Genomic DNA, 21,628 nt, shown 5'->3' with positions numbered 1-21,628 from the left:
TTTAGATGCGTCCTTATCCTACTTGGTTTACTTATGTGGTGAAATTACTTTGGTTGGCGGGGTTATTTGTCCTGCTTGTTGTCAGTTATACCCTTGGATTGACCATTCAGAAGAAAGTCGAGGCCACTTTTATCATCGAGCCACTTTTCTGGTTCGATAGCATGGTACCCTTTGTATTTGGTCTATACGTGTCCCTGCTTTTCGTGAAGGGATGGACATTCAAGCTTCATATGCCTCTTTTTATCTGCGTCACCCTTCCATGTCTGATTCTATCCTTATACGTACCAATCGTGTACACCTTTCTTCCAAGCGCAGCCTATTTTCCCGACCCATATTGGCTGCTTACAAGAGATAGCTTCAGGATCATACCGGTCGTAGCTGGTTTGACACTATTCACAAGCCTATTCGGAGTGAAGCGTGGTTGAAAGTTTGATGAAGGATGCTTGGGTGCGTAGTGTGGTTGAATTATCGCCAAGCGTGGTTGAATAAATGGAATCTGTGGTTGAATATTTACGTTGTGTGGTCGAATTATCGCCTAGCGTGGTTGAATTTCACGCAAACTGTCTTTTTTTTGAACGGGAGGGAGTGGGACTGTGAGGAAAATTGATCTAAATTCGGAGTTTATCCTTCATTATTTACTATGCTTGATTGTGTCATCTGTCGCCGTTTCATTTATGGGCATCGCTTTATTAAAGCCGTTATCATTTTTAGCCTTTTGGTCTGTAGGCATCATTTCGTTTTTTGCCTTTTTCTTTTATCTGTTTTTTGCTTCGCCTATACAATATAAATTGAATAAAAAGCCACGGAAATTCAGTCTTGTTTATTTGATGATTTATGTAGTGTTTTCCTTTCTATTCATGTTAATTCCGGCATATGATTCAGCTTCTAATCCATTTGTGACGAGTAACTATTATGTAATGGCTAGTTTGGCTGCCATTGTTTTTTGGATAGCGGATTCTATTTTTCTACAAAAGAAAGAATTCCTTATATAAAAAAGGAAATGCAGTCTATATGCCGTGGTAAAAATGAGCTTGATAGCCAAGCTCATTTTTTTACATAATTCTATTGATTAGCTATTTCTTCTCGTTGCTCGTTTATCTCGTTTTCTTCCTCATCTCTTGTTGGTTCGTTAACAGTATTCATATTTTTCATCATGGTTTGCTTAGCATCTTCTAAGCGGTCTTCTAGTACATTTAAGCGTTCAGATTTCGCTTCGCTAAACACGCCTCTTGAAGTGTCCATTTTCATCTCACTTGCTATGCTTCTGTGTTCACGTTCCATGGAGTTCTTCACTTGATACACCGTTTCGATGCGATCGAATGCTTGTGATGTCTCCATTAATGAAGCCTGTGTGTCGGTTCCAGCCGATTTTTCTTCTTCGGATTTCTCATCTTTCCCTAAAGCCTTTTGGCGCTCTTCCATTTCCATTTCAGCCATTTGGTGGTCTATTTCGGCAATTTGTTGCTCGAATTGTTTGAGTTGTTCTTGAATCGAAGAAATGTCTCCGCCTTTTTCCAATGTCCGTTCGGTTAAGTTGCTCTTCATTTCCTGAATGCCCTCACGTTGTTTCATTAGACTTTCAATCATGGATGTTTGCTTTTGTTGCATTTGTCCAAACAGTTGGAGCGAACTGCCGCTGATTGTGACTGTATCCGTCTTGCCAAACAGACTTGCTGATACCGAAGCCTTTACTTGCTGATGCTCCGGTTGCTTAAATAATGGAACAGACTCCGTTCCAAAAGAAATTTTCATCCCAATCCCCCCTACTCACTCTATATATCGGATTATGGATGAAAAATTATAACGATAAGGAAGATTGTATAAAGGTAACCACAAAAATTCCATTAATGGTAAAATTATTAAATAAACCGACTTTTTTACTTACATAGAGGAGGAACAAAGTTGAAAAGCAGAATTCTATTTGTGGGCACCCTGTGTTTACTCTTTCTTATCGGCTGTTCGAAATCGGAAGAACCGTCATTCGAGGATTTTTTTCACGCCGAAATGGAAAAAACGAAGGATGAGTATGGGGATGAGTTTGATTATGACTATTCTCTCGTCTATACAAAAGTCCATACAATGAACCAACATGATGATGCTATCGCCATTTTTACGGAGCATAATCCAAATGGAGACCAAATCTTTATTGCCTATTTAGAAAAAGAAAATGGGAAGTGGGAGTGGAAGCAAACAAGAGGCGCAGAATTTAACGATCCAGTCCAATGGTCTGCGATGAACGAAGAACCCTACATATACTCAGGGACGCTTACCGATGACTCCATTTCCCATATGTTTGCAGGAGATGAACCTGCTGAAATCATCGAAGTGGAGAAGGGGAAAAGATTCTGGTACGCCATTAGCGATATTAAGGACGTAAAAGTAAAAGCGGTCAAAGAAGACGGAACCGAAGAAAATGTGGAAGAAATAGATGAAGGGAGAGTGAAAAAAGTTGAGTGAGGATCAATGCCCGAAATGTAACTCATACTCGATTAAGAAAGGGATACTTGGGACAGGGTTCAAATTTGTTCAAATGTTCTCCTATGATCATTTAAAGAATAAGCCGTCCAAGATCACCTCTCATTATTGTTCGAATTGCGGGTTCATCCTTGGTTCTTATGTGGATAACCCGTCCAATTTAGAACCAAAGGGGGATAAGTGAAGCTGGATTGCTTATGTGCACGACGGAAACCGTCCATCTTGAAATTGGAAGCAGATATCGGCGCAGATCCGATATGGTGCCATCTCTGTGGCTGTAACCTGGATATAGATGAAGTCCCCACTTCAGATGAACTGAAAATGGAGCTATCAGATTGGGTGAGAGAGTATGGAGACTGGATAGATTGGGATACGGATACCATGCTTCCAGACGGATTGACTCTTGAAAAAGAACATAATGAAAAGGGATTACGATTAACGGAAAAAATCAAAGAAGAGCTGGAAGGAAAGTATAGAATTGTATTTTTTCCATCCAAAACGACCTGTATGGATACTCCTTGATCAACATGCTCCTTTAAGGGAGTATGGATTGACTGTTCTTTACTAAGAACAATTTGTCTGGCATTTTTAATGTTCCTTCTTGATAAGGTATGTTCCATTCGTACTTTTGAAAAGATAGTGGTAGGAGGAGATCATAGTGGAGGAAGCAAGGATTTCGAAAGAGAAGATGAAGAATATGCTCGTATGGATTTTCGTGCTATGTCTGTTCGATGCTGTGGTAACCGATTTTGGCATCCAGGCAGGATACATAAGAGAACTGAACCCCCTCATGAAAGAAGTGTATCATTGGAATCGCTCCTTCTTCTACGGATGCAAACTGTTCCTTCCTTTGCTTCTCTTGTGGATCTATCCGCAGTTAAAACGTAGAAAAGTGGTGAATGGCGGAATCTTGCTTTGTTTGGTAGCGTATGCCGCCGTCACGGTATACCATTTCTTCTGGATGTTACTGGTGATGAAAGGCAGTTAGACTGATAAAAAGCCGGAATTGACCGATATATCATGTGAATTGACCGATAAAAGCAATAAATGACCGATAAATACCAAGAATCGACCGATAAAAACAAAACAAACAAAAAAAACGAATAATTGTCCGTTAAGACAATTACTCGTTCTATGGAATGGTTTAATTGTTATTGTTGTCGCTGCGGGCCTTGCCGCCCTTTTCACCGATTTCTTGGTAAAACTCTTTGTCATGATTTTTGGAGGTCGCTTCTCCGCCTTTTTCACCGATCTCTTGATAAAACTCTTTGTCGTGATTTTTTGAAGTTGCTTCTCCACCTTTGCGACCTGCTTCTTCCCGACTCATTTTGTTATTGTCAGCCATGTTAATCACTCCTATAAAAGTTTTTTGTGTTGCTTACAGTATCATGTATATCCTAATCCACACTCTAGTAAACTAGTATTTTGAAAAAAATATATATTATAGAAATGAAAGTCGATTTTTTAAATAGAAACGTTTAAATGGCGCTCATTTGAGCGCCATTGTCATTTTTTAGATTAAAACTAATTGTATGCTAGTCCAGTTCGTATAAGTGAAAAAGATGACCAGTACATTCTTGGTCATGTTGATCAGAATCCGATTATTCCTGAACTCCATTTCCTTATTCTCTTGAAGAAAAAAAGGCAAGGTAATGCGATGTGGGAATCTTTCAAGGACCGTCAAGCCAATCCAGATGATCAGACCAAATAGCGGAAGGGCAAGTACGCTTTCCTTTGAACCCAAAATACTCACTTTCCCGAACGAATTAAATTGAAAGGGTATTTGACTTGGTAGAGAAGACCATTCCGTCATTATGTATACAACACTTGAAATAAGAAATAAGAGCGAAATGATATCTAATATCATTTCTATTAGCGTCCTTTTGCGTTTAACTACTAACCGCTGCTGTTTAATCTCCCTCATCTCCGTTTCAAAATAATAAACTTCCCGGCGTCTTTCTTAAAAGTGGAATGTAGCGGACCACTCTCCTATTTTAGCACGGGGGAAGGGACGAAGTATGATGTAAACCTCCCAATCAAAAAAATAAAGGGACCATATGGCAACCTTGTTCAATTAAAAAAACAAAAAACCTTAGGAGAGGGGGCCTAAAAAGGCGGTCACCTAAGGAATCGTGAGCAGGTAAATACCTGACTCTTTTTCCATTATACTCCTTTTGAATCGGAAGATAAACACCCCTTCCTCTAGGTTACAATAAAAAATATATTTTCTGTATGTTCATCACTCCATTTATATCTGTTATGGTGCGAATGGATGGTATTTTTGATGCATGTAGCCTGTGTTTTTCATGGAAAAAAGGACTTGGAATTAATTTGGGAAAAATGATAAACTAGCTATATCAGTGTGTAGAGATATTGGTCTTTCTTTTTGGGGGCCAAAAATATATGTCTCATGATACGTCTGCCATCTGAAATATTTTTTTATATGGGAGATGGATCGATATGCACGGGGAAACAAGATTACCAAGAGGCGGAAAAGAATTTATATTGTTTTTAGCCATCATTTCCATTCTTTCTGTCAACATTATCGCACCACTTATTATGGCATTTAAATTTGGATTCACGAAGGACGTGTATGTTGATACGTTAAAAGTGATTCCGTTTGTTTGGGTTTGTGTCATTATATTGGTACCATTTGTGGTAAATCCACTTGTTACTAAGCTTGTACAAAAGTTTGCTGGACCGACGGACGGCTTTAATGCACGGGTGCTGTTCACGATATTATTTAGCGTAACCATCTTGTCCGTTTTACTGACAGTTATCGGATCTTGGATTGGCATGGGGGAAATTAGCTGGAAGCCGATTCATACGTTCTTTTATGACTGGCCACGTAACTTCTTTATCGCATTCTGGGTTGAAACGTTGATCGCTCAACCAGTAGCCAGGTTTGCCATGAAGAAATTGCATGAAAGTCAAGCGCGTAAAACCGTAAATGCTTAAATCCCATACAGTACCACTCATATAAGCCGATTGATTTTATTTTAAAATCAGTCGGCTTTTTTGATGGGGTCTTTAGAAAAGGTATGGAGAACCCGTCCATCGAGCGTATAATAATAGAAGGTATTGTGTAGAGTACAAGCTATCCATACAGGGATTGCAAGAGGGATTGGGGGAGGCAGATCATCATGGAATTGTTGATTACCATGACGGAACGGCTCGGGATCATCGTGACGATTGCCTTTATCGTGACCCGTTTTCGTTTCTTTCGACAAATGTTGAATGAGGATCATTTTAACCGGAAGCAACAGGTCAAAGCCATTTTGTTCTTTGGGGTGTTCGGCATCATTGGCACCTATACCGGACTGACATTGAGTCCCGAATCGCTTGAGTTCAACCGATGGGTCGGGTCTGTCGGGGAAGATGAGGCCATTGCCAACTCCCGCGTGATCGGCGTTGTACTTGCCGGTTTATTCGGGGGATGGCGCATCGGACTTGGTGCTGGGATCGTCGCGGGGATTCATCGTTTTGCATTGGGAGGATTCACGGCGCTTTCCTGTGGGGTCGCCACGATACTTGCGGGTCTGCTTGCGGGTCTTTTTTATAAGAAAAACAAACATGTTAAACTTTCCAAGGCTTTAATGATCGGGGCTCTCGCCGAAGCGATGCAGATGTTCATCATTCTTCTTCTGTCGAAACCGACCGAACAGGCCTTTTCCCTTGTCGGGCATATTGGTATACCCATGATTATCGCCAATGGCCTAGGCAGCGCCTTGTTTCTATTAATCATTCGAAGCGTTCTGAATGAAGAGGAGAAGGCTGCTGCCTTGCAGGCACAGAAGTCATTGAGGATTGCAAGGCAAACCCTCGGGTACATGCGCCAAGGTATGAACGAAAAGTCGGCTGCCGCGGTATGCCGGATTTTGTTTGATGAAGTGAAGGCAAGTGCCATCGCGATTACCAATGAAACGAAGATCCTCGCCCATATCGGTTTGGGGGATGACCATCACTCGCCGGGACGGCCGCTCCAGACAGAAATTACACGCCAGGTGATCGAGGGTGGGGAACTGATCGTAGTGGGAAAGCGGGATATTCATTGCCAGGTTTCCGATTGTCCGTTAGGCGCGGTCATCATTGGTCCTTTAAAGAAAGGGAATCAGACAGTCGGGACGTTAAAGTTATATTTTCGCCATGAAAAAGAAATCAACAACGTGGATGTCGAGTTGATGTCAGGGTTGAGTATGCTCCTTAGTTATCAACTGGAAGTGTCACAGCTCGATGATGCACAGAAATTGGCACAAGAAGCTGAGATTAGAGCCCTTCAGGCCCAAATCAATCCGCACTTCCTATTCAATGCTTTAAATACGATCAACTCGTTAATAAGGATTGATCCTAACAAGGCAAGGAAAATGCTGCTTCACTTATCCCAGTATTTCAGAAAGAACCTAGCCAGTACGACGGTGGAGTGGACGACCTTATCGGAGGAACTTTCACATCTTCAAGCGTATGCGAATATCGAAAAAATGCGGTTTGTCGATAAGCTGCACATTCATTATGAAGTGGGTGAAGATGTTCTCCATGCGAAGATCCCGCCGCTCATCCTCCAGCCATTAATCGAGAACAGCATCCATCATGGGTTTAAAAACAAAACGGAAAACTGTTCGATACATATTCTTCTTGAAAAAGAAACGGAAGCCTCGATTAGAATCGTCATAAGGGATAATGGGGCTGGTATCGAGCCAGGTCAGTTACAAAAGCTTGGCCAAGAAATCGTTGAATCCAAAAGCGGGACAGGCCTTGCCCTTTATAATGTGAACAAACGGCTTACGATGATGATGGGGCAGCAATCGGCCTTGAAGATTCGGAGTGAACCAGGAAAAGGCACGGAAATATCCTTTCGCATTCCAAAGTAAATGAAGAAAGTGGGGAAGAACATGAAATCGGTCATTCGGACACTTGTCATAGATGATGAACGTTATAGCCGCGAGGAATTGATTCATCTGTTGAAGCAGCATCCCTCCATCGATATAATCGGCGAGGGTGAATCTGGGGAACAGGCCATCGTCTTGGCGATGCAGCTGCAGCCTGATGTGATTTTCCTCGATGTGGAGATGCCGCTCATGAATGGGATGGAGGCAGCGAAGGCCCTCCAGGAATTGAAGAACGTCCCGAGAATCGTCTTTGCGACTGCCTATCCTCAGTTCGGTGTGGAAGCCTTTCGTGTGGATGCGGTGGATTATCTATTGAAACCGTATGATGAAGAACAATTGGCAGAGACGGTTAGCCGCCTTGAAAAACTATTCTTAAAGAAAGAGGAGAATAGGCCGGTCAAAAGCGCCGGAAGACTGGCTGTCGAAGTGGAGGGGGAAATCCTCTATGTTCATCCTCATGACATCCTATACATTTCACGGGAAGAAAAGGTATCGAAGATCGTCACGGTCGACCATGAATATGAAGTGAAAACGACGATGAAAGAATTAGAAGAACGGTTACATGAATTCCCATTTTTTAGAATTCATAAAAGTTATCTGGTGCATTTGAATTATGTATTGCGTCTTACCCCCTGGTTCAATGGGGCGTACCAGCTTGAATTGAAAGGACGGGACGAAATGCTGTCCGTCAGCCGGACGTATGCCAAAGCTTTTCGAGCGGCCTTGGAGTTATGATAGGGTAGGAAGAATCTGATATGAATCCAAGCGTGAATCTCAGATTCTTTCTCGTATACATGTGACAAAATTTTGAACATTTTACACGTTAATTCGACATATGAACCTCTTACCCTCCGAAATCGACATGATAATAAGAATTCAATCTTTTCTGTCAATTCATCGTTTATACTATATGTAAGCGATTCCAAGGAGGGCATAGACAGATGTATACATTTTTAGGTGGAGTCATTCTATTACTAATCGGATATTTTACATATGGAAAATTCATAGAGAAACTGTTTGGTGTCAAAGCAGAACGACCGACACCGGCATATGCGAATCAGGACGGCGTCGATTATTTGCCGATGAGCACAAGTAAGAATTCTTTGATCCAATTATTGAACATCGCAGGGGTCGGACCCATTTTCGGTCCAATCATGGGAGCTTTATATGGACCTGTTGCGTTTATCTGGATCGTGCTTGGTTGTATCTTTGCAGGGGCGGTTCATGATTACCTAACTGGCATGATTTCAATCCGGAACCGTGGAGCGCATTTACCGGAACTTGCGGGTAAATTCCTCGGCAGAGTGATGAAGCATGTTGTCAATGCATTCGCCATCCTGTTATTAATTTTGGTGGGTACGGTGTTTGTCACGTCCCCAGCATCCTTGCTTCATAACTTGATGAATGGCACGGTGAGCCTGACGCTCATCACGGTAGCCATTTTCCTATATTATATTCTGGCGACACTTCTGCCCATCGATAAAATCATCGGACGCTTTTATCCGATATTCGGGGCTTTATTATTAATCAGTTCCGTCGGGGTGGGTGGAGCCTTGATCATCCAACAAGCGCCGATACCGGAACTAACGTTATCCAATCTACATCCGGATAACCTGCCGATTTTCCCGTTATTGTTCCTAACGATTTCATGTGGGGCACTATCAGGCTTCCATGCAACACAATCACCGATCATTTCACGTACGACTCAAAATGAAAAACAAGGCCGGAAAATCTTCTATGGAATGATGATTGCAGAAGGAATCATCGCCATGATCTGGGCCGCGGCTGCCATGAGCTTATTCGATGGACCAGTCGGATTGAACGAACTACTTGCAACAGGTGGAACGGGATTAATCGTAAGTGAAGCGGCAAAAGTAACACTTGGAGCGTTATTCGGCACCATCGCCGTACTGGGAGTCATCGTCTTGCCGATCACGTCGGGAGATACGGCTTTCCGAAGTGCACGGATGATCATTGCCGATTATGTGAAATTCCCGCAACTGAAAATGAGCAGCCGCTTAGTCATCGCGGTTCCTCTGTTCGTCATTTCCATTGCTTTGACGCAAATCGACTTCAACATCCTATGGCGCTACTTCTCATGGGCCAACCAAGCAACAGCCGTCATCGCCCTATTCGTAGGAGCCATGTACCTGTACATCGCGAAGAAGAATTACTGGGTGTCCTTACTGCCAGGAACCTTCATGCTATATACGGTGTTGGTCTATATCCTGAACGCCCAAATCGGATTCCGATTATCGATGGATACCTCCTACATCATCGGAGCCATCGTCAGCGTCATTTTGGTCATAACCTTCTTCGTCGCAGCGAAAAAACAACGAGCAGCCAACATCCCGCTCGAAGAAGATCTTTCGTATTATAAGAAAACTGCTTAAAGAAAAAACGCCACTTTGGCGTTTTTTTTATATTCAGGTAGGATTTTCGAGATAGAATAGATTGACAAAAATATTTATTTATGCTATAATTTACAGTTAAAATTTTTGTGTGTATAATGAGGTTCTCCTGGCCAGGGGAATCTTATTTTTGTTATACGGGGGATGAATGTATGAAGAAGAACGAATCAAGTATGACTTCCTTAATATCAGCCTTTGGTCGGGCTTACCATAGTCAATACGACACACCGAAAATTTTTGATGATTTTATTGTAAAAGATTTAATTAGCCAAAAAGAATTTGCGGATATTCAAGAGAACATGATTAAAGGCATTCCATTCTTTAATGATAGCATAGCAAAGAAATTTCGAGATGACCCAGATGAAATTTTAAAATGGATTACACAAGTTCAACTTTCTCCAACTCCTTTAGCACGTGCTGCCTATTGCGAAAATGTAGTACGCCATGAAATCGTGCTGGGCGTTCAACAGTATGTCATCTTAGGAGCGGGATTAGATACCTTTTGTTTCCGACACCCGGAATTAAACGAAAGCATCGATATATTTGAAGTGGATTATCCAGCTACACAAGACTTTAAAAAGATCAGGCTAGAAAATGCAAATTATCAAATCCCGGATACCCTTCATTTTGTTCCAATGGATTTCACCCGACCATTTGCCATTCAAGATCTTATTGGAAAAGGTTTCATGCCTAACAAAAAAACCTTTCTTAGTCTTTTAGGTGTTTCATATTATTTAACAAAAGAAGAACATGCCAATTTGATTAATGAATGGTTTGCCAATCTACCTTCAGGGAGTTCGATCGTGTTTGATTATGCAGATGACAACCTTTTTGAAGAAAAAGGGCTGTCCAATCGAGTGCAAAATATGGTTCAAATGGCATCAGCTAGTGGCGAGCCCATGAAATCATGTTTTACTTATGAAGAAATGGAGAAAATGTTAGAAAACTCAGGTTTACTCATTTATGAACATTTATCACCTGTTGCCATTCAAAATAAATTCTTTGGTGGTCGAACAGATTATTTGTCTGCATTCGAAACCATTCATTACATCCATGCTGTGAAAAAATAGTATGTCGCAAGAACTAGAACCTCCCAATCTCTCTATGATGGGGAGGTTCTTAGCATTTATATCTGATATTCCTTTGAACATTCCTTTTTTTGAATGTCATAATCTTCTGCGGTTCCTGATGGTATTTACTTTTACCCAAGGAAGTTTTGAATTTGATGGATGGTCAAAATCGTGGTAAACAAGCACCCGAAGGAAGTTAAGATTATGATTTTTCTATTGTTTTGCTTTTCTTCAGGTTTAAAGAATTCATGAATTTGTACAATCCATAACGCCATAGTGACAAGGGCAAGAATTCCGATGGACAAAACACTCACCTCCTAAAGACTGTTCATACTTATATTTATCTTTAGTCTAAAATTCATTTCACAGTGTGACAAGTTACTGAAATTCCAGTTAACGTGTATGTCTTTCCTTGTCATTAATTTAACATAAATATCCATTCGTTGCTAAGCCTATTTAAATCAATCTTTTCCTTGAACCTAGCCTTAAAAATTGTTTAGCAAATTAAAAACTATTCATTTTAATTTGGATAAAGTTTACAATCGTTATAACCGTTAATGGCAAGTGAATGGGGATGGGGGAATGATGATGAAACAAGTTTTATACATAGGGGCAATACTAGGAACGGTCCTTCTAACGGGATGTAGTGCAAATGAGGAAGCGAATCAGACAAAGAGTGAAGAGGCGTCTAAAGTGTTAGGGGGTGAACAAACTATAGAAGGCGCACCTTTATCCAATCTTGCAATTGATGTTGTGGAAACAACGGGTCCCCTGCAATTGACGCAGGAACAAAAGGAAGCGTACCACAAGCAGTATCAGGAAATTGTTCATCAGGCAAATGAGACAAAAATAGGGATTAATCTAGGCGTTCCTTCGATTGAGGAGTTTGAACCCCAAGATTGGGCTGAGCCAAAAGACTATAAGCAGAGAATCCAAGAACATATTGATTTCTTCTTGGCAAGTGAACGTGAGGCATTAAGTAATCTATCTTCACAAACTGTGAAGTCGTTATGGGTTCGAATGGAGAAAGGAAGAAAACCGCCCATCTTTATGTTAGCCATAAGATTTTTTCAGTAGAGGTTTCAGGTATGTTTGAGACACAATATAATGAAAATCGGGAAGGCCAAATGTTTTCAAAGGTAAATCAGATTACATCGCATATAGCCAGTTCTTCTAATGGAGAATGGAAGCAAACATTCTCGGAGGCCAAACTTGTGGATAATGGCCGTACATATAGCCTTTTGATTGAAGGGGTGTATACTTTACATCGTATAACCACAAAGAAAGCCTTCACGATCGAATTCAGTTGCAATGAATTTGGTGCTATTCTTTGACTCAAGCATTATCTTACACGACACCAAGCTTATAAAAGAAGGGATTAACAGTCATGAGTATCGTACAATTTTCGAAATTCGAGCAATACAAGGATCTGCTGTATAGCTTGCCGGCCTCGTATACAGTGGACATGATCAGAAACGAGCAATTTCTGCTTGATCGGGATGAGAAGAAAAACCTCGAAATCTATTATGCGCCTTTTGAATATGTGAATGAACGTGCCAAAGTCGTGATCGCCGGAATCACACCAGGATTACACCAGATGAAGAAATCCTTTTCAACCGTCATTGAAGTCAAAGATTACATAGAAAGTGAGGAAGAAATCCTCCACGAAGTAAAGAAACAATCCAGCTTTGAAGGGCCGATGCGAAAGAACCTCGTCAAGATGCTGGATGAGCTGGGTTTACATGAATACTTGGGGCTGTCCTCCACGATCGAGCTTTTCGCCGAGGCCAATTCCTTGGTCCATACAGGATCCGTCCTGAACTATCCGGTGTTTTATAAGGGGAAAAACTACAGCGGGACGACGCCAGACATCTTAAAGACGGAGCTCCTAAGGAAACATATCATGGAAGGGTTTGCGACCGAAATCAGCAATTTGGACCAACCACTCATCATTCCGCTAGGCATCAACGTCTCCAAGGTCCTCACCTACTTGGCGGAACAGAATCACCTCGATGCTAGCAATCTGCTACTAGGATTCCCGCATCCTTCCGGGGGCAATGGACATAGGCACAGGCAATTCGCGGAGAATAAAGAACAGATGAAAGAGATGATCCGGGATTACTTTTCGAATCATCCAATCCAGTGAAGCTGTAAGTTTGTGATTCAAGGGCATCCAGAGAATGTGTAGAATCATGATAAAAGCCACCTGAGGAGGGAGTCCCTTCAAACAGGCGGCTTTTATTGGTTTGCATTTTACGCAGATATATTAAAAATGTGAGGAGTTCGATGTCGCGATGGCCCTACTAATTTTGGCTGCCGTGTCTAATAGCAATGGAAGAAATTCTTCTTGGAGAACTTCTTCACTGATTCTTCCAGCATGTGCGGAACAATTGATGGCGGCAATGACCTGTCCTTCAGAATTTTTTATGGGAACAGCGATGGATCGGAGTCCTTCTTCGAATTGCTGATCAACCCCTCCCCAACCCATTTCACGGACTTCATCCAAGGTGCTCAGTAATTGTTGCTTGTCCGCAATCGTTTTTTCTGTAAACGACTGAAGCGTAATTTGATCCAACCGTTTCTTTAGTTCATCTTTCTGAAGATTAGCTAGAAGCACGTGTCCCATGGACGTCGCATAAGCAGGGAGGCGGGATCCGACATCCAGATTAATCGACATGATTCTTTTCGTAGGAACACGGGCAACATAGATGATTTCCGTGCCGTCCAAGACAGAAATGGAACTGGACTCACCTATTTGGGCAACAAATTCCCGCATGATGGGATAGGCCATATTCCAAATGTTCTTCGAAGAAATATAGGCATAGCCTAATGTCAGGGTTCGGGCGGTTAATGAAAAGGATCCATTTTTCGACTCTGCAAACCCTAGGTGAACCAAAGTAAGTAAGATCCTGCGCACAGTCGGTCTGCTTAAACCGGTTATTTTCGCCGCTTCACTTATGGTCAGTGTCGGAGTTTCCTGTGAAAATGCCTGAATAACAAGCAGCCCACGTTCTAGGGATTGGATATAGTCGCCACTTTTTATATTTTCTGAATATTCAGTTGACATAAATGATACCCCCTGTGTAAAATAAAGTTGTACGAATAGAAAATTTATGTACGGTTATCGTACAATTTGTTCATTCATTTTGCAAGTCCTCCAAGAAAAGATTACCTATACGATTCACTTGCAAATGTATGCGGTTACAAAGTGTAAATATAGTTGGCCATTTAAAATCTGAGGGGGAAACAATGATGTCAGAAACAATTGTACAAAATAAGCGTGTATTAGAAGCGTATGAAAGCTTTGCTAAGCATCTGAAGAATTTTTTAGATGAACAACAATTTAATCATGAAGAGTATACGAATTTCGTGAATTGGGCAGATCGTCTGGGTAAAAGTGGAGAAATCCCGCTATTCCTGGATGTCTTCATCGAGACCTATGTATTGGAAGCTAAATATAAGGGGTTGCCTGGTACAGAGCCTTCCCTTCTTGGACCTTACTTTGTGGAAGGGTCGCCGTTACTTGAAAAGCAACCGTTCATTATACCGGAAAGACCGGATGAAGCCGGAGATAAGTTAGTGTTTTATGGAAATGCAAGTTCCGTTAACGGGCAACCATTGGCCAATACAAAAGTGGAGTGGTGGCAGGATGACAGCGACGGCCTATACTCGAACTTTGATTCAAAAGCACCTGACTTTAACTTAAGAGGTCATTTCTATACAGACGAGAACGGAGACTTCGAGGTGCATGCGAGAGTTCCTATTCCTTACCAAATCCCTACGAGTGGTCCAACAGGTGAATTTGTAAGAGCGGCTGGGTACCATGCATACCGTCCTGCCCACATCCATATGAAACTCGAGCATGAAGGCCATGAAACACTGATCACTCAAGTCTTTTTTGAAGGGGATGAGTGGTTAGAAACGGATGTAGCCAAAGGCGTTCGAACTTCCTTGTTAACGAAACTTGAACAAGTGGGGGACCATAAAGAGGCATCCTTGAATTTTGTATTGAGAACCCTCTAATACTTGATGAATCGAATTCCTAGGCTGTCGAGAGCATTTCGGCAGCCTTTATTTCATAACACTAAAGATTCCTTCCATACGTATAACGGATAAAGGTGAGGTGCCAATACATGAACTCTTATAAAAAAATGATCAACGGGAACGAAATCCAAGTGGTGGATTACCCGGGGGAAAAAGGTCCGATTATCGCGATTCATGGACTAACAGGTACACATAAAAACATGCACCATTACGCGGATGCCTATAAAGGGGAATACAGATTCATTTCGGTCGACCTGCGGGGACGGGGAAATAGTGCGGATACAGATCCCGAGCCTTCCATCTTTCGTCATGCCGAAGATATCCTGGCATTAATAGAAGAAATGAATATCGAAAACCCTATCCTCTTGGGTCACTCCATGGGAGCCTTTATATCGGCCATTGTGGCCAGTAAATTAAATACAGTAAAAGCCGTCATTCTGCTGGATGGTGCTGCTACAATGTCCGAACACCAGAAAAGGATCGTTCAGCCTTCGTTGGGACGATTGAGTAAAGAATACGAATCTCAAAAACATTATGTCGAAGAAATCAAAAAGATTTACGGAAACCTAGGAATCACGTGGACAGAAACACTGGAGGATGCCGTCGAGTATGAAGTGGCTCCTGTAGCTGACCATTGGGAGAATAAATCAACCGAATCAAGAATCCTCGCTGACTTTGAAAGCTTTTATACCTTTAGTCCAAAAGAGATCTGTTCACAGATTCAATGTCCCGTATTGCTTGTGTATGCTGAGGGCGACATCGGGTCCATGCCACCGTTATTCTTTCTGTCCGACTATGAGGAAACGCAGAAGTATACGGAACGAATCGAAACGGTCGTTTCGGACTGCAATCACTACACCATGGTCTTTGAAAAACGTGATGACATCAATCAAGATATTCAATCCTTTTTGAAGAGGGTCGAACAAACACCATTTACGTTTTTGAAGCAGTAGAGAAGTGAGGAGACCTACATCCTGAAAACCATCAAACTATAAAAATGGCAATCTACATAAGAAGGGAGAATGATGAATGAGTAAAGGGTTGGATTATTTTAAGGAAGTTTATGATGAGGTGCCGGGCTGGGTGCAAAAAATGCATGATTACAGTCCGGTTGTCTTAGACCACTATACGGGGTTGCGCGGTGAAATTATGCAGGATGGCGCGTTATCACGTAAAGAGAAGGATGTACTCGTGGCCAGCATGAACGCAGCAAGACTATATCCACGTAGCATGGTGTATCACACCAAGGGCGCCATGGATTATGGTTCAACGATTCCGGAACTAGTCGAATACCTACTAGTTTCCTATTTATATAAGGGGCTTCCGTCACTTAAAGTGTCGCTTGAGTCTTTGGCATATGCCCTGGAATTATCGGGTACACCAGTTGAACAGCCAGCAAATGACCCTGAAACGATTGAAGACGTGATTTCTACGATGATTGCCTGGATGGGAGAGCTGGATACACGTTTTTTAGTAGATACATGGAACGTCATTCAAACGAATGAAGCCGAGAGGATCGAGGAGAAAATCCTTAGTGAGGGAACCGTGTCTTCTAGATTGAAATACCTGAACATGGTGGGCAATTACATTACCGAATTGAGGGGTGAGGAGGCGATTGCCTGGATAGAAAGAGCGAGACAGGCCGGAGCTTCAGAGGCGGATCTAGCTGATGTGGGATACATATGCATTCTGACGGCCGGCATTCCAGCCTGGTTTGAAATCAGCGATTCCCTGAAACGGGCAAGGGAGGGACAGGCATGACGAAAGTGACACAAGATCTGCAAGAAGCCTTATCATGCGTCAAAAGCGGTCAAACGATTTTGGTGGGCGGCTTTGGATTAGTGGGTGCACCACTTACGCTAATTGAAGGATTGACTAAAAAAGACGTGAAGGATTTGACGATTGTCAGTAATAATCTCGGGGAAGCAGGTAAGGGTTTGGGAATCCTGCTCAACCAAAACAAAATCAAAAAGGGGATTGGCTCTTATTTTACAAGCAACCGTGATGTGGGAGCCAAATATCAAAGAGGGGAAATCGAACTGGAAATACTGCCACAAGGGACATTGGCAGAATCCTTGCGTGCGGGTGGGGCGGGCCTCGGCGGGTATTACACGACCACAGGCGTCGGCACCGAGCTGGCAATCGGAAAAGAAGAACGCAATATTGATGGCGTGACTTATATTCTGGAAAAAGCGATCCGCGCGGATGTTGCCATTATCCGGGCGCATAAAGCTGATACCCTAGGGAATCTCGTTTACTACAAAACGGCTCGTAATTTCAACCCATTGATGGCAACCGCTGCGAAAAGAGTCATCGTAGAAGTGGATGAGATCGTCGAATCTGGTGAATTGGATCCAGAGGAAATCGTCACACCCCATCTTTATATCGATACCATTATCCAAGCACAGAAAATCTTGACAAAGGTAGGGGTAGTGAGCAAATGAATAAACAAATGAGCAAACAAGAGGTGCAGCATCTGATTGCGAAGCGTGTGGCCAAGGAATTGCACGGTCCTTGTACCGTCAATTTAGGAATCGGCATCCCCACACTAGTAGCCGAATATCTCGAGGATGAGAACGTGTTTCTGCACACCGAGAATGGCATGTTGGGTGTAACGGATGTTGAAGAGGAAGATATCGACCCGAACCTTGTCAATGCAGGCAAACTACCAGTCGGTGAAGCGGTGGGGACCTCCTTCTTCGATAGTTCCGATTCATTCGCGATGATCCGCGGCGGTCATGTCGATGTGGCGATACTTGGTGCCTTACAGGTTGCACAGTCAGGAATCATTGCGAATTGGGCAGTTCCAGGTAAGAATATCTTGGGGGTAGGCGGCGCCATGGATCTATTGGTCGGTGCGAAAAAAGTCATTATAACGATGAGCCACACTTCGAAAGACGGCCAAAGCAAAATTCTGAAAGCATGTACCTACCCGATTACATCGACCAGAAGCGTGGATATGATCGTGACAGAGTTAGCGGTATTCGAAGTGGTCGATAAACAATTAAAGCTGGTTGAACTGATGCCAGGTGTAACGCTTGCAGAAGTGAAAGAAAAAACAGAAGCCGATTTTATTGTGTAAAAAGGTGAGAGTGAGGTAACTATGAAAATACGTTCAGTAGATATATATATACTAGATTTACCGACAATCCGTCCGCATCAATTGGCGATGCATACCATTGTTGAACAGACCCTTGTTGTTGCCTGCATAACGGATGAAGCGGGAAATGAAGGATGGTCGGAAGTCGCGACGATAGGCGGCGCTTCATACGGGGAATCCACGCCGGAAGCAATAAAGGTCAATATTGACCGATATATATCCCCTTTGATCATCGGTAAGGAACCCGTACACTTTGACAAAATCATGTATGGCATCTCGAAACACGTAAGGGGCAACTACTTTGCCAAATCCTTGATAGAGGCGGCGATGGTCGATTTAACAGCTAGAAGCAAAGAGGTGCCTGCCTTTGAACTATTTGGCGGCCAGATTCATAAATCGCTGCCAGTCGCCTGGACTTTGGCGAGCGGTGATACGGATAGAGATATTGAAGAAGCGAAGGAACTCTTACACCAGAAACGTCATAATATCTTCAAATTGAAAATCGGTAAAGGCGATCCGATTAAAAATGTTGAACATGTATTGGAGATTAAAAAAGCCGTCGGGGACGAAGCGCGCCTTACTGTAGATGTGAATCAGGCGTGGGATGAAGATACGGCGAATGCCTGCATTGCACGTTTAGAAGACGGTGGCATTTCCATGATTGAACAGCCACTCCCAACATGGAACAACGAAGGAATGGCACGCTTGACGAGCCGATTCAAGGTGCCAATCATGGCGGATGAATCGGCGAACTCCATACAAGATTGCTTCCAAATCGCGAAACACAGAGCAGGCAATTCCATCGCCCTGAAAGTGTGCAAAGCGGGCGGAATGACTCAAACGAAAAAAGTCGCAGCCATTGCCGAAGCGGCTGGAATCGGCTTATACGGGGGGACGATGATCGAATCCAGCTTAGGGACGGCCATCTGTGCACAATTATATGCAACGATACCGGAAATGAAATTCGGTACGGAATTATTTGGCCCATTATTGTTCAAAGATACGATCACGGTGAATGACATCCAATATGAAAACTTTGAAATCATCATTCCAGATGGAGTTGGATTCGGGGTGGAAATCGATAAAGAGAAAGTACAGCACTATTCGAGAGAAATTTGATAGATAAATGTGACTTTGACTGAGGCCCACCTTGATGAAGGGGGCCTTATTTTTGACTAAACGATTCATAGTTGTAGGAAATTGTCGATTGTATAGATGGATGGTCATATTTTTAGAGGGGCTATTGCTTTTGAATAAAGGGAAAACTGGCAACCATGGAGAAAGTAAAACAGGACGTATCGATGTCGACGCGTTAAGGTAAACGAAAACTCGCAGAGAAAGGGATCTTTCCTATGAAGAAACTTTGGTATGGCGGCACAATTTACACAATGGAGAAAGAACATGAAACGGTAGAAGCCGTCCTTGTCGAGGGTGACAACATACTCGCTACGGGATCATTCGATGAACTGAGCGTCGAGGCAGATGAGCGAATGGATTTGAAAGGGGCCGTTATGTATCCGGGGTTCGTTGACAGCCATCTTCATATGCTGTTCCAAGGCGAAAAGTTAATTCGTCTTGATTTAACAAAAGCCCGTTCGGCAACCGAGATGCTGGAGATGGTGAGCGAGGCAGCGAAGACAGCCCCAAATGATAGCTGGTTGTATGGGGAAGGCTGGAACGAAAATAACTTCGCCGACCAGCGCATTCCGACAATCGGGGAACTGGATGCGATTCGAAAAGAACCGATCCTGTTGACGCGGGTTTGCCATCACGTCGTGTTGGGCAATTCAGCGGCCCTTGCAGCAGGCGGCATCACATCAGACAGCCAACCTCCAGCAGGCGGGGAAATCGGGAGAGATGCGGACGGCACGTTAAATGGCCTGTTGTTCGACCAAGCGATGAACCCTGTTACGGAAGCTGTTCCAAAAGAAGGGAAAGCGTACATCGATTCATTGACGAACACACTGAACCTTGCTGTGGATAACATGCTTTCTTATGGCCTGACGGGTGGGCATACAGAGGAAATGAACTATTTCGGAGACTTCAGAAACCCACTCACGGCGTTTCACCGCGTCGTCGGCAAGAAGAAGCATTTCCGCGTGAATATATTGCGGCATAACGCCGTATTTGAAAAAATGATTGAAGCCAACGCAGAGTTTGACGAGCCCTATGTAGAACCGGGCGCGATGAAGATCTTTGCCGACGGGGCCCTTGGCGGGTCGACGGCGGCCCTATCCCAGCCATATGCCGATCAACCGGACAACAAAGGGCTCTTCATCCAAACCGATGAAGAGTTGGAGACGTTGGTGAAATTGGCACGCAAGCATAACGAAGTCGTGGCCGTCCATATGATTGGGGACGCGGCGACGGAACAAGTCCTTCGGGTCATTGAAAAATACCCGGCACCAAGCGGCAAGCGGGACCGCTTCATCCACTGCTGCATCTTGCGAGAGGACCTCGTCGAAAGAATGGCCAAATTACCGATCGTGGTAGACATACAACCGGCATTCGTCCCATCCGACTTCCCGTGGGTCATCGACCGACTCGGGGAAGAGCGTCTTTCCTTAGCCTATCCATGGAAAACGCTGCTGGACCGGGGCATCATGTGTGCAGCGGGAACGGATGCACCGGTAGAGGACATCGATCCGCTCGTAACCATCTATGCAGCAGTCGAACGGAAAAAACCAGGCGCCAAGCATGAAGGCTACATACCTGAACAAAAGCTATCCCGTTTCGAAGCCATCCAACTATACACGATCGGCAGCAGCCAGGCGATCAACAAAGAGCATGAGCGTGGCTACATCAAACCAGGCTACGTCGCAGACTTCACGATATTCGACCGTGACCTATTCGATGGCACGACAGAGGAGATGCTGACAGCCAAAGCCGTGAAAACGGTCGTGGCGGGAAGGGTCGTTTTCGAAAGGGGAAAATGAGACGAGAGGGAGATGCTTCGATTATGGAGCATCTCCTTTTTACAAGATTGCGAGTAATTTTCAAAACTTATAATTATTGTTTTACAATAATCCTTTATTGTTTTATAATAAAAAGGAAATAAATGTAAATTGATAAAGGAGGGCTATATCTAATGAGTCTTTTTACCAAGTCTGTTTTGAAATTCTTATCAATTATGTCTCTGATTGCTCAATTTTTTTGTGCGTTTGCCGGATTAATGCTACTATTTGGGACTGGAGCTGTATTGTTAGTTCCGAATGGAGTTAAAAAACAATTACTACAGTATGTAGATGTTAACTCAAACTTAAACACAAACCCATCAGTATGGTTTTTAGTACTTTCTTGCTTAGTGGCGCTAGCAATCATTGCTTGTTTGTTTATCATTATGCATGCGCTACGTAAAATGATCGGCAATATTTATATACAAGACTTCTTTGTTTACCAAAATCTTTCGTGCCTCAAACAAATCCTAATCGCAATCACAAGCTTCACCATTTTGCAGTTCATCAGTCAGGTGTTCTTTGCAAAACTACACGCTTATAATGTCAGTAATGTTTTTTCAAATTCCAGTCCAGGTTTACTAGGAAACATTCTTCTATTAGCTATCGTATATACGCTTTATGTGGTTTTTAAATACGGAATATCCTTGCAAGACGATTCCAACAATGTGATTTAAGTGGGAGATCC

The 21,628-nt window shown here is 43.0% G+C and carries 26 protein-coding genes and 1 pseudogene; 22 read left to right on the top strand and 5 right to left on the bottom strand.

Features of this window, described 5'->3' with window-relative positions; genetic code table 11:
* The first annotated feature begins 5 nt into the window (after window positions 1-5).
* Together ACQKL6_RS06570 and ACQKL6_RS06565 are read left to right on the top strand one after the other, a co-directional pair.
* Window positions 6-425, top strand: coding sequence for a hypothetical protein (locus ACQKL6_RS06570; RefSeq protein WP_427650866.1), 420 nt, complete (start codon window positions 6-8; stop codon window positions 423-425).
* A gap of 168 nt (window positions 426-593) precedes the next feature.
* Window positions 594-992 carry a UPF0715 family protein gene (locus tag ACQKL6_RS06565; protein ID WP_427650865.1) on the top strand — a complete coding sequence of 133 codons (399 nt, stop codon included), beginning with the start codon at window positions 594-596 and terminating at the stop codon, window positions 990-992.
* A gap of 70 nt (window positions 993-1,062) precedes the next feature.
* Here ACQKL6_RS06565 and ACQKL6_RS06560 read toward each other — a convergent pair whose 3' ends face one another.
* Window positions 1,063-1,752: a hypothetical protein gene (locus ACQKL6_RS06560; RefSeq protein ID WP_427650864.1), complete on the bottom strand. Its 690-nt coding sequence runs from the start codon at window positions 1,750-1,752 to the stop codon at window positions 1,063-1,065.
* 150 nt (window positions 1,753-1,902) lie between these two features.
* Between ACQKL6_RS06560 and ACQKL6_RS06555 the strand changes: the two genes are divergently transcribed.
* From ACQKL6_RS06555 to ACQKL6_RS06545, 3 genes are all read left to right on the top strand, one after another.
* A complete protein-coding gene (locus ACQKL6_RS06555) occupies window positions 1,903-2,457 on the top strand; it encodes a hypothetical protein (protein WP_427650863.1) in 555 nt (184 codons plus the stop codon).
* Window positions 2,458-2,655: 198 nt separating this feature from the next.
* Window positions 2,656-2,997: a hypothetical protein gene (locus tag ACQKL6_RS06550; protein WP_427650862.1), complete on the top strand. Its 342-nt coding sequence runs from the start codon at window positions 2,656-2,658 to the stop codon at window positions 2,995-2,997.
* A gap of 136 nt (window positions 2,998-3,133) precedes the next feature.
* Window positions 3,134-3,463, top strand: a complete 330-nt coding sequence (locus ACQKL6_RS06545; RefSeq protein WP_403080204.1) for a DUF5658 family protein — start codon at window positions 3,134-3,136, stop codon at window positions 3,461-3,463.
* A 162-nt stretch (window positions 3,464-3,625) separates the two neighbouring features.
* On the opposite strand, the pseudogene gsiB reads toward ACQKL6_RS06545, so the two are convergent.
* Together gsiB and ACQKL6_RS06535 are read right to left on the bottom strand one after the other, a co-directional pair.
* Window positions 3,626-3,820, bottom strand: a pseudogene (gene gsiB / locus ACQKL6_RS06540) (glucose starvation-inducible protein GsiB); the annotation flags it as partial.
* A gap of 168 nt (window positions 3,821-3,988) precedes the next feature.
* Window positions 3,989-4,399, bottom strand: coding sequence for a DUF1648 domain-containing protein (locus ACQKL6_RS06535; protein ID WP_402873283.1), 411 nt, complete (start codon window positions 4,397-4,399; stop codon window positions 3,989-3,991).
* A 536-nt stretch (window positions 4,400-4,935) separates the two neighbouring features.
* Here ACQKL6_RS06535 and ACQKL6_RS06530 point away from each other — a divergent pair.
* The 5 genes from ACQKL6_RS06530 to ACQKL6_RS06510 all read left to right on the top strand — a co-directional run bounded on the left by ACQKL6_RS06530 (window position 4,936) and on the right by ACQKL6_RS06510 (window position 10,842).
* The gene (locus ACQKL6_RS06530; protein WP_427650861.1) at window positions 4,936-5,433 is read left to right on the top strand and encodes a hypothetical protein; all 498 of its coding nucleotides are present in this window, start codon (window positions 4,936-4,938) and stop codon (window positions 5,431-5,433) included.
* Between the two features lie 182 nt (window positions 5,434-5,615).
* On the top strand, window positions 5,616-7,343 hold the full coding sequence (locus ACQKL6_RS06525; protein ID WP_402873913.1) for a LytS/YhcK type 5TM receptor domain-containing protein: 1,728 nt from the start codon (window positions 5,616-5,618) through the stop codon (window positions 7,341-7,343).
* A 21-nt stretch (window positions 7,344-7,364) separates the two neighbouring features.
* A complete protein-coding gene (locus ACQKL6_RS06520; protein WP_402873915.1) occupies window positions 7,365-8,096 on the top strand; it encodes a LytR/AlgR family response regulator transcription factor in 732 nt (243 codons plus the stop codon).
* A 206-nt stretch (window positions 8,097-8,302) separates the two neighbouring features.
* Window positions 8,303-9,754, top strand: coding sequence for a carbon starvation CstA family protein (locus ACQKL6_RS06515; RefSeq protein WP_427650860.1), 1,452 nt, complete (start codon window positions 8,303-8,305; stop codon window positions 9,752-9,754).
* 170 nt (window positions 9,755-9,924) lie between these two features.
* Complete coding sequence (locus tag ACQKL6_RS06510) at window positions 9,925-10,842, top strand: class I SAM-dependent methyltransferase (protein WP_427650859.1); 918 nt, start codon at window positions 9,925-9,927, stop codon at window positions 10,840-10,842.
* A 131-nt stretch (window positions 10,843-10,973) separates the two neighbouring features.
* Here the strand turns inward: ACQKL6_RS06510 and ACQKL6_RS06505 are convergent, their stop codons facing one another.
* Window positions 10,974-11,147, bottom strand: coding sequence for a hypothetical protein (locus ACQKL6_RS06505; RefSeq protein ID WP_402873295.1), 174 nt, complete (start codon window positions 11,145-11,147; stop codon window positions 10,974-10,976).
* A gap of 283 nt (window positions 11,148-11,430) precedes the next feature.
* On the opposite strand from ACQKL6_RS06505, the gene ACQKL6_RS06500 reads away from it, so the two are divergent.
* The 3 genes from ACQKL6_RS06500 to ACQKL6_RS06490 are packed head-to-tail and all read left to right on the top strand — an operon-like array spanning window position 11,431 to window position 12,988.
* Window positions 11,431-11,919: a hypothetical protein gene (locus tag ACQKL6_RS06500; RefSeq protein WP_427650858.1), complete on the top strand. Its 489-nt coding sequence runs from the start codon at window positions 11,431-11,433 to the stop codon at window positions 11,917-11,919.
* Window positions 11,920-11,930: 11 nt separating this feature from the next.
* Window positions 11,931-12,176 carry a hypothetical protein gene (locus tag ACQKL6_RS06495; protein ID WP_427650857.1) on the top strand — a complete coding sequence of 82 codons (246 nt, stop codon included), beginning with the start codon at window positions 11,931-11,933 and terminating at the stop codon, window positions 12,174-12,176.
* 53 nt (window positions 12,177-12,229) lie between these two features.
* Window positions 12,230-12,988 (top strand): hypothetical protein, encoded by a 759-nt coding sequence (locus ACQKL6_RS06490; protein WP_427650856.1) that lies wholly within the window; start codon window positions 12,230-12,232, stop codon window positions 12,986-12,988.
* A 120-nt stretch (window positions 12,989-13,108) separates the two neighbouring features.
* Here the strand turns inward: ACQKL6_RS06490 and ACQKL6_RS06485 are convergent, their stop codons facing one another.
* A complete protein-coding gene (locus ACQKL6_RS06485) occupies window positions 13,109-13,909 on the bottom strand; it encodes an IclR family transcriptional regulator domain-containing protein (protein WP_427650855.1) in 801 nt (266 codons plus the stop codon).
* 185 nt (window positions 13,910-14,094) lie between these two features.
* Between ACQKL6_RS06485 and ACQKL6_RS06480 the strand changes: the two genes are divergently transcribed.
* The 9 genes from ACQKL6_RS06480 to ACQKL6_RS06440 all read left to right on the top strand — a co-directional run bounded on the left by ACQKL6_RS06480 (window position 14,095) and on the right by ACQKL6_RS06440 (window position 21,617).
* Window positions 14,095-14,865 (top strand): dioxygenase, encoded by a 771-nt coding sequence (locus ACQKL6_RS06480; protein ID WP_402873304.1) that lies wholly within the window; start codon window positions 14,095-14,097, stop codon window positions 14,863-14,865.
* 110 nt (window positions 14,866-14,975) lie between these two features.
* Complete coding sequence (locus ACQKL6_RS06475) at window positions 14,976-15,839, top strand: alpha/beta fold hydrolase (protein WP_427650854.1); 864 nt, start codon at window positions 14,976-14,978, stop codon at window positions 15,837-15,839.
* A 76-nt stretch (window positions 15,840-15,915) separates the two neighbouring features.
* Entirely contained in the window at window positions 15,916-16,647 is a 732-nt protein-coding gene (locus ACQKL6_RS06470; protein ID WP_402873309.1) for a carboxymuconolactone decarboxylase family protein, read from the top strand.
* Window positions 16,644-17,330, top strand: a complete 687-nt coding sequence (locus ACQKL6_RS06465) for a CoA transferase subunit A (protein WP_427650853.1) — start codon at window positions 16,644-16,646, stop codon at window positions 17,328-17,330. The genes ACQKL6_RS06470 and ACQKL6_RS06465 overlap by 4 nt, the downstream gene beginning before the upstream one ends.
* Complete coding sequence (locus ACQKL6_RS06460) at window positions 17,327-17,968, top strand: 3-oxoacid CoA-transferase subunit B (RefSeq protein ID WP_403122542.1); 642 nt, start codon at window positions 17,327-17,329, stop codon at window positions 17,966-17,968. The genes ACQKL6_RS06465 and ACQKL6_RS06460 overlap by 4 nt, the downstream gene beginning before the upstream one ends.
* A 21-nt stretch (window positions 17,969-17,989) precedes the next feature.
* Window positions 17,990-19,105 (top strand): muconate cycloisomerase family protein, encoded by a 1,116-nt coding sequence (locus ACQKL6_RS06455; protein WP_427650852.1) that lies wholly within the window; start codon window positions 17,990-17,992, stop codon window positions 19,103-19,105.
* 52 nt (window positions 19,106-19,157) lie between these two features.
* Window positions 19,158-19,307: a hypothetical protein gene (locus tag ACQKL6_RS06450; RefSeq protein WP_427650851.1), complete on the top strand. Its 150-nt coding sequence runs from the start codon at window positions 19,158-19,160 to the stop codon at window positions 19,305-19,307.
* 31 nt (window positions 19,308-19,338) lie between these two features.
* The gene (locus ACQKL6_RS06445; protein WP_427650850.1) at window positions 19,339-20,922 is read left to right on the top strand and encodes an amidohydrolase; all 1,584 of its coding nucleotides are present in this window, start codon (window positions 19,339-19,341) and stop codon (window positions 20,920-20,922) included.
* A gap of 152 nt (window positions 20,923-21,074) precedes the next feature.
* Window positions 21,075-21,617, top strand: a complete 543-nt coding sequence (locus ACQKL6_RS06440) for a DUF2975 domain-containing protein (RefSeq protein ID WP_427650849.1) — start codon at window positions 21,075-21,077, stop codon at window positions 21,615-21,617.
* The last annotated feature ends 11 nt before the right edge of the window (window positions 21,618-21,628 follow it).

The organism is Peribacillus sp. NPDC097197 (genome assembly GCF_050278025.1).
In the GTDB taxonomy this organism is placed as follows: domain Bacteria; phylum Bacillota; class Bacilli; order Bacillales; family DSM-1321; genus Peribacillus.
Note: the sequence above shows the minus strand (reverse complement) of the source record. Positions and strands in the feature narration are given on the sequence as shown.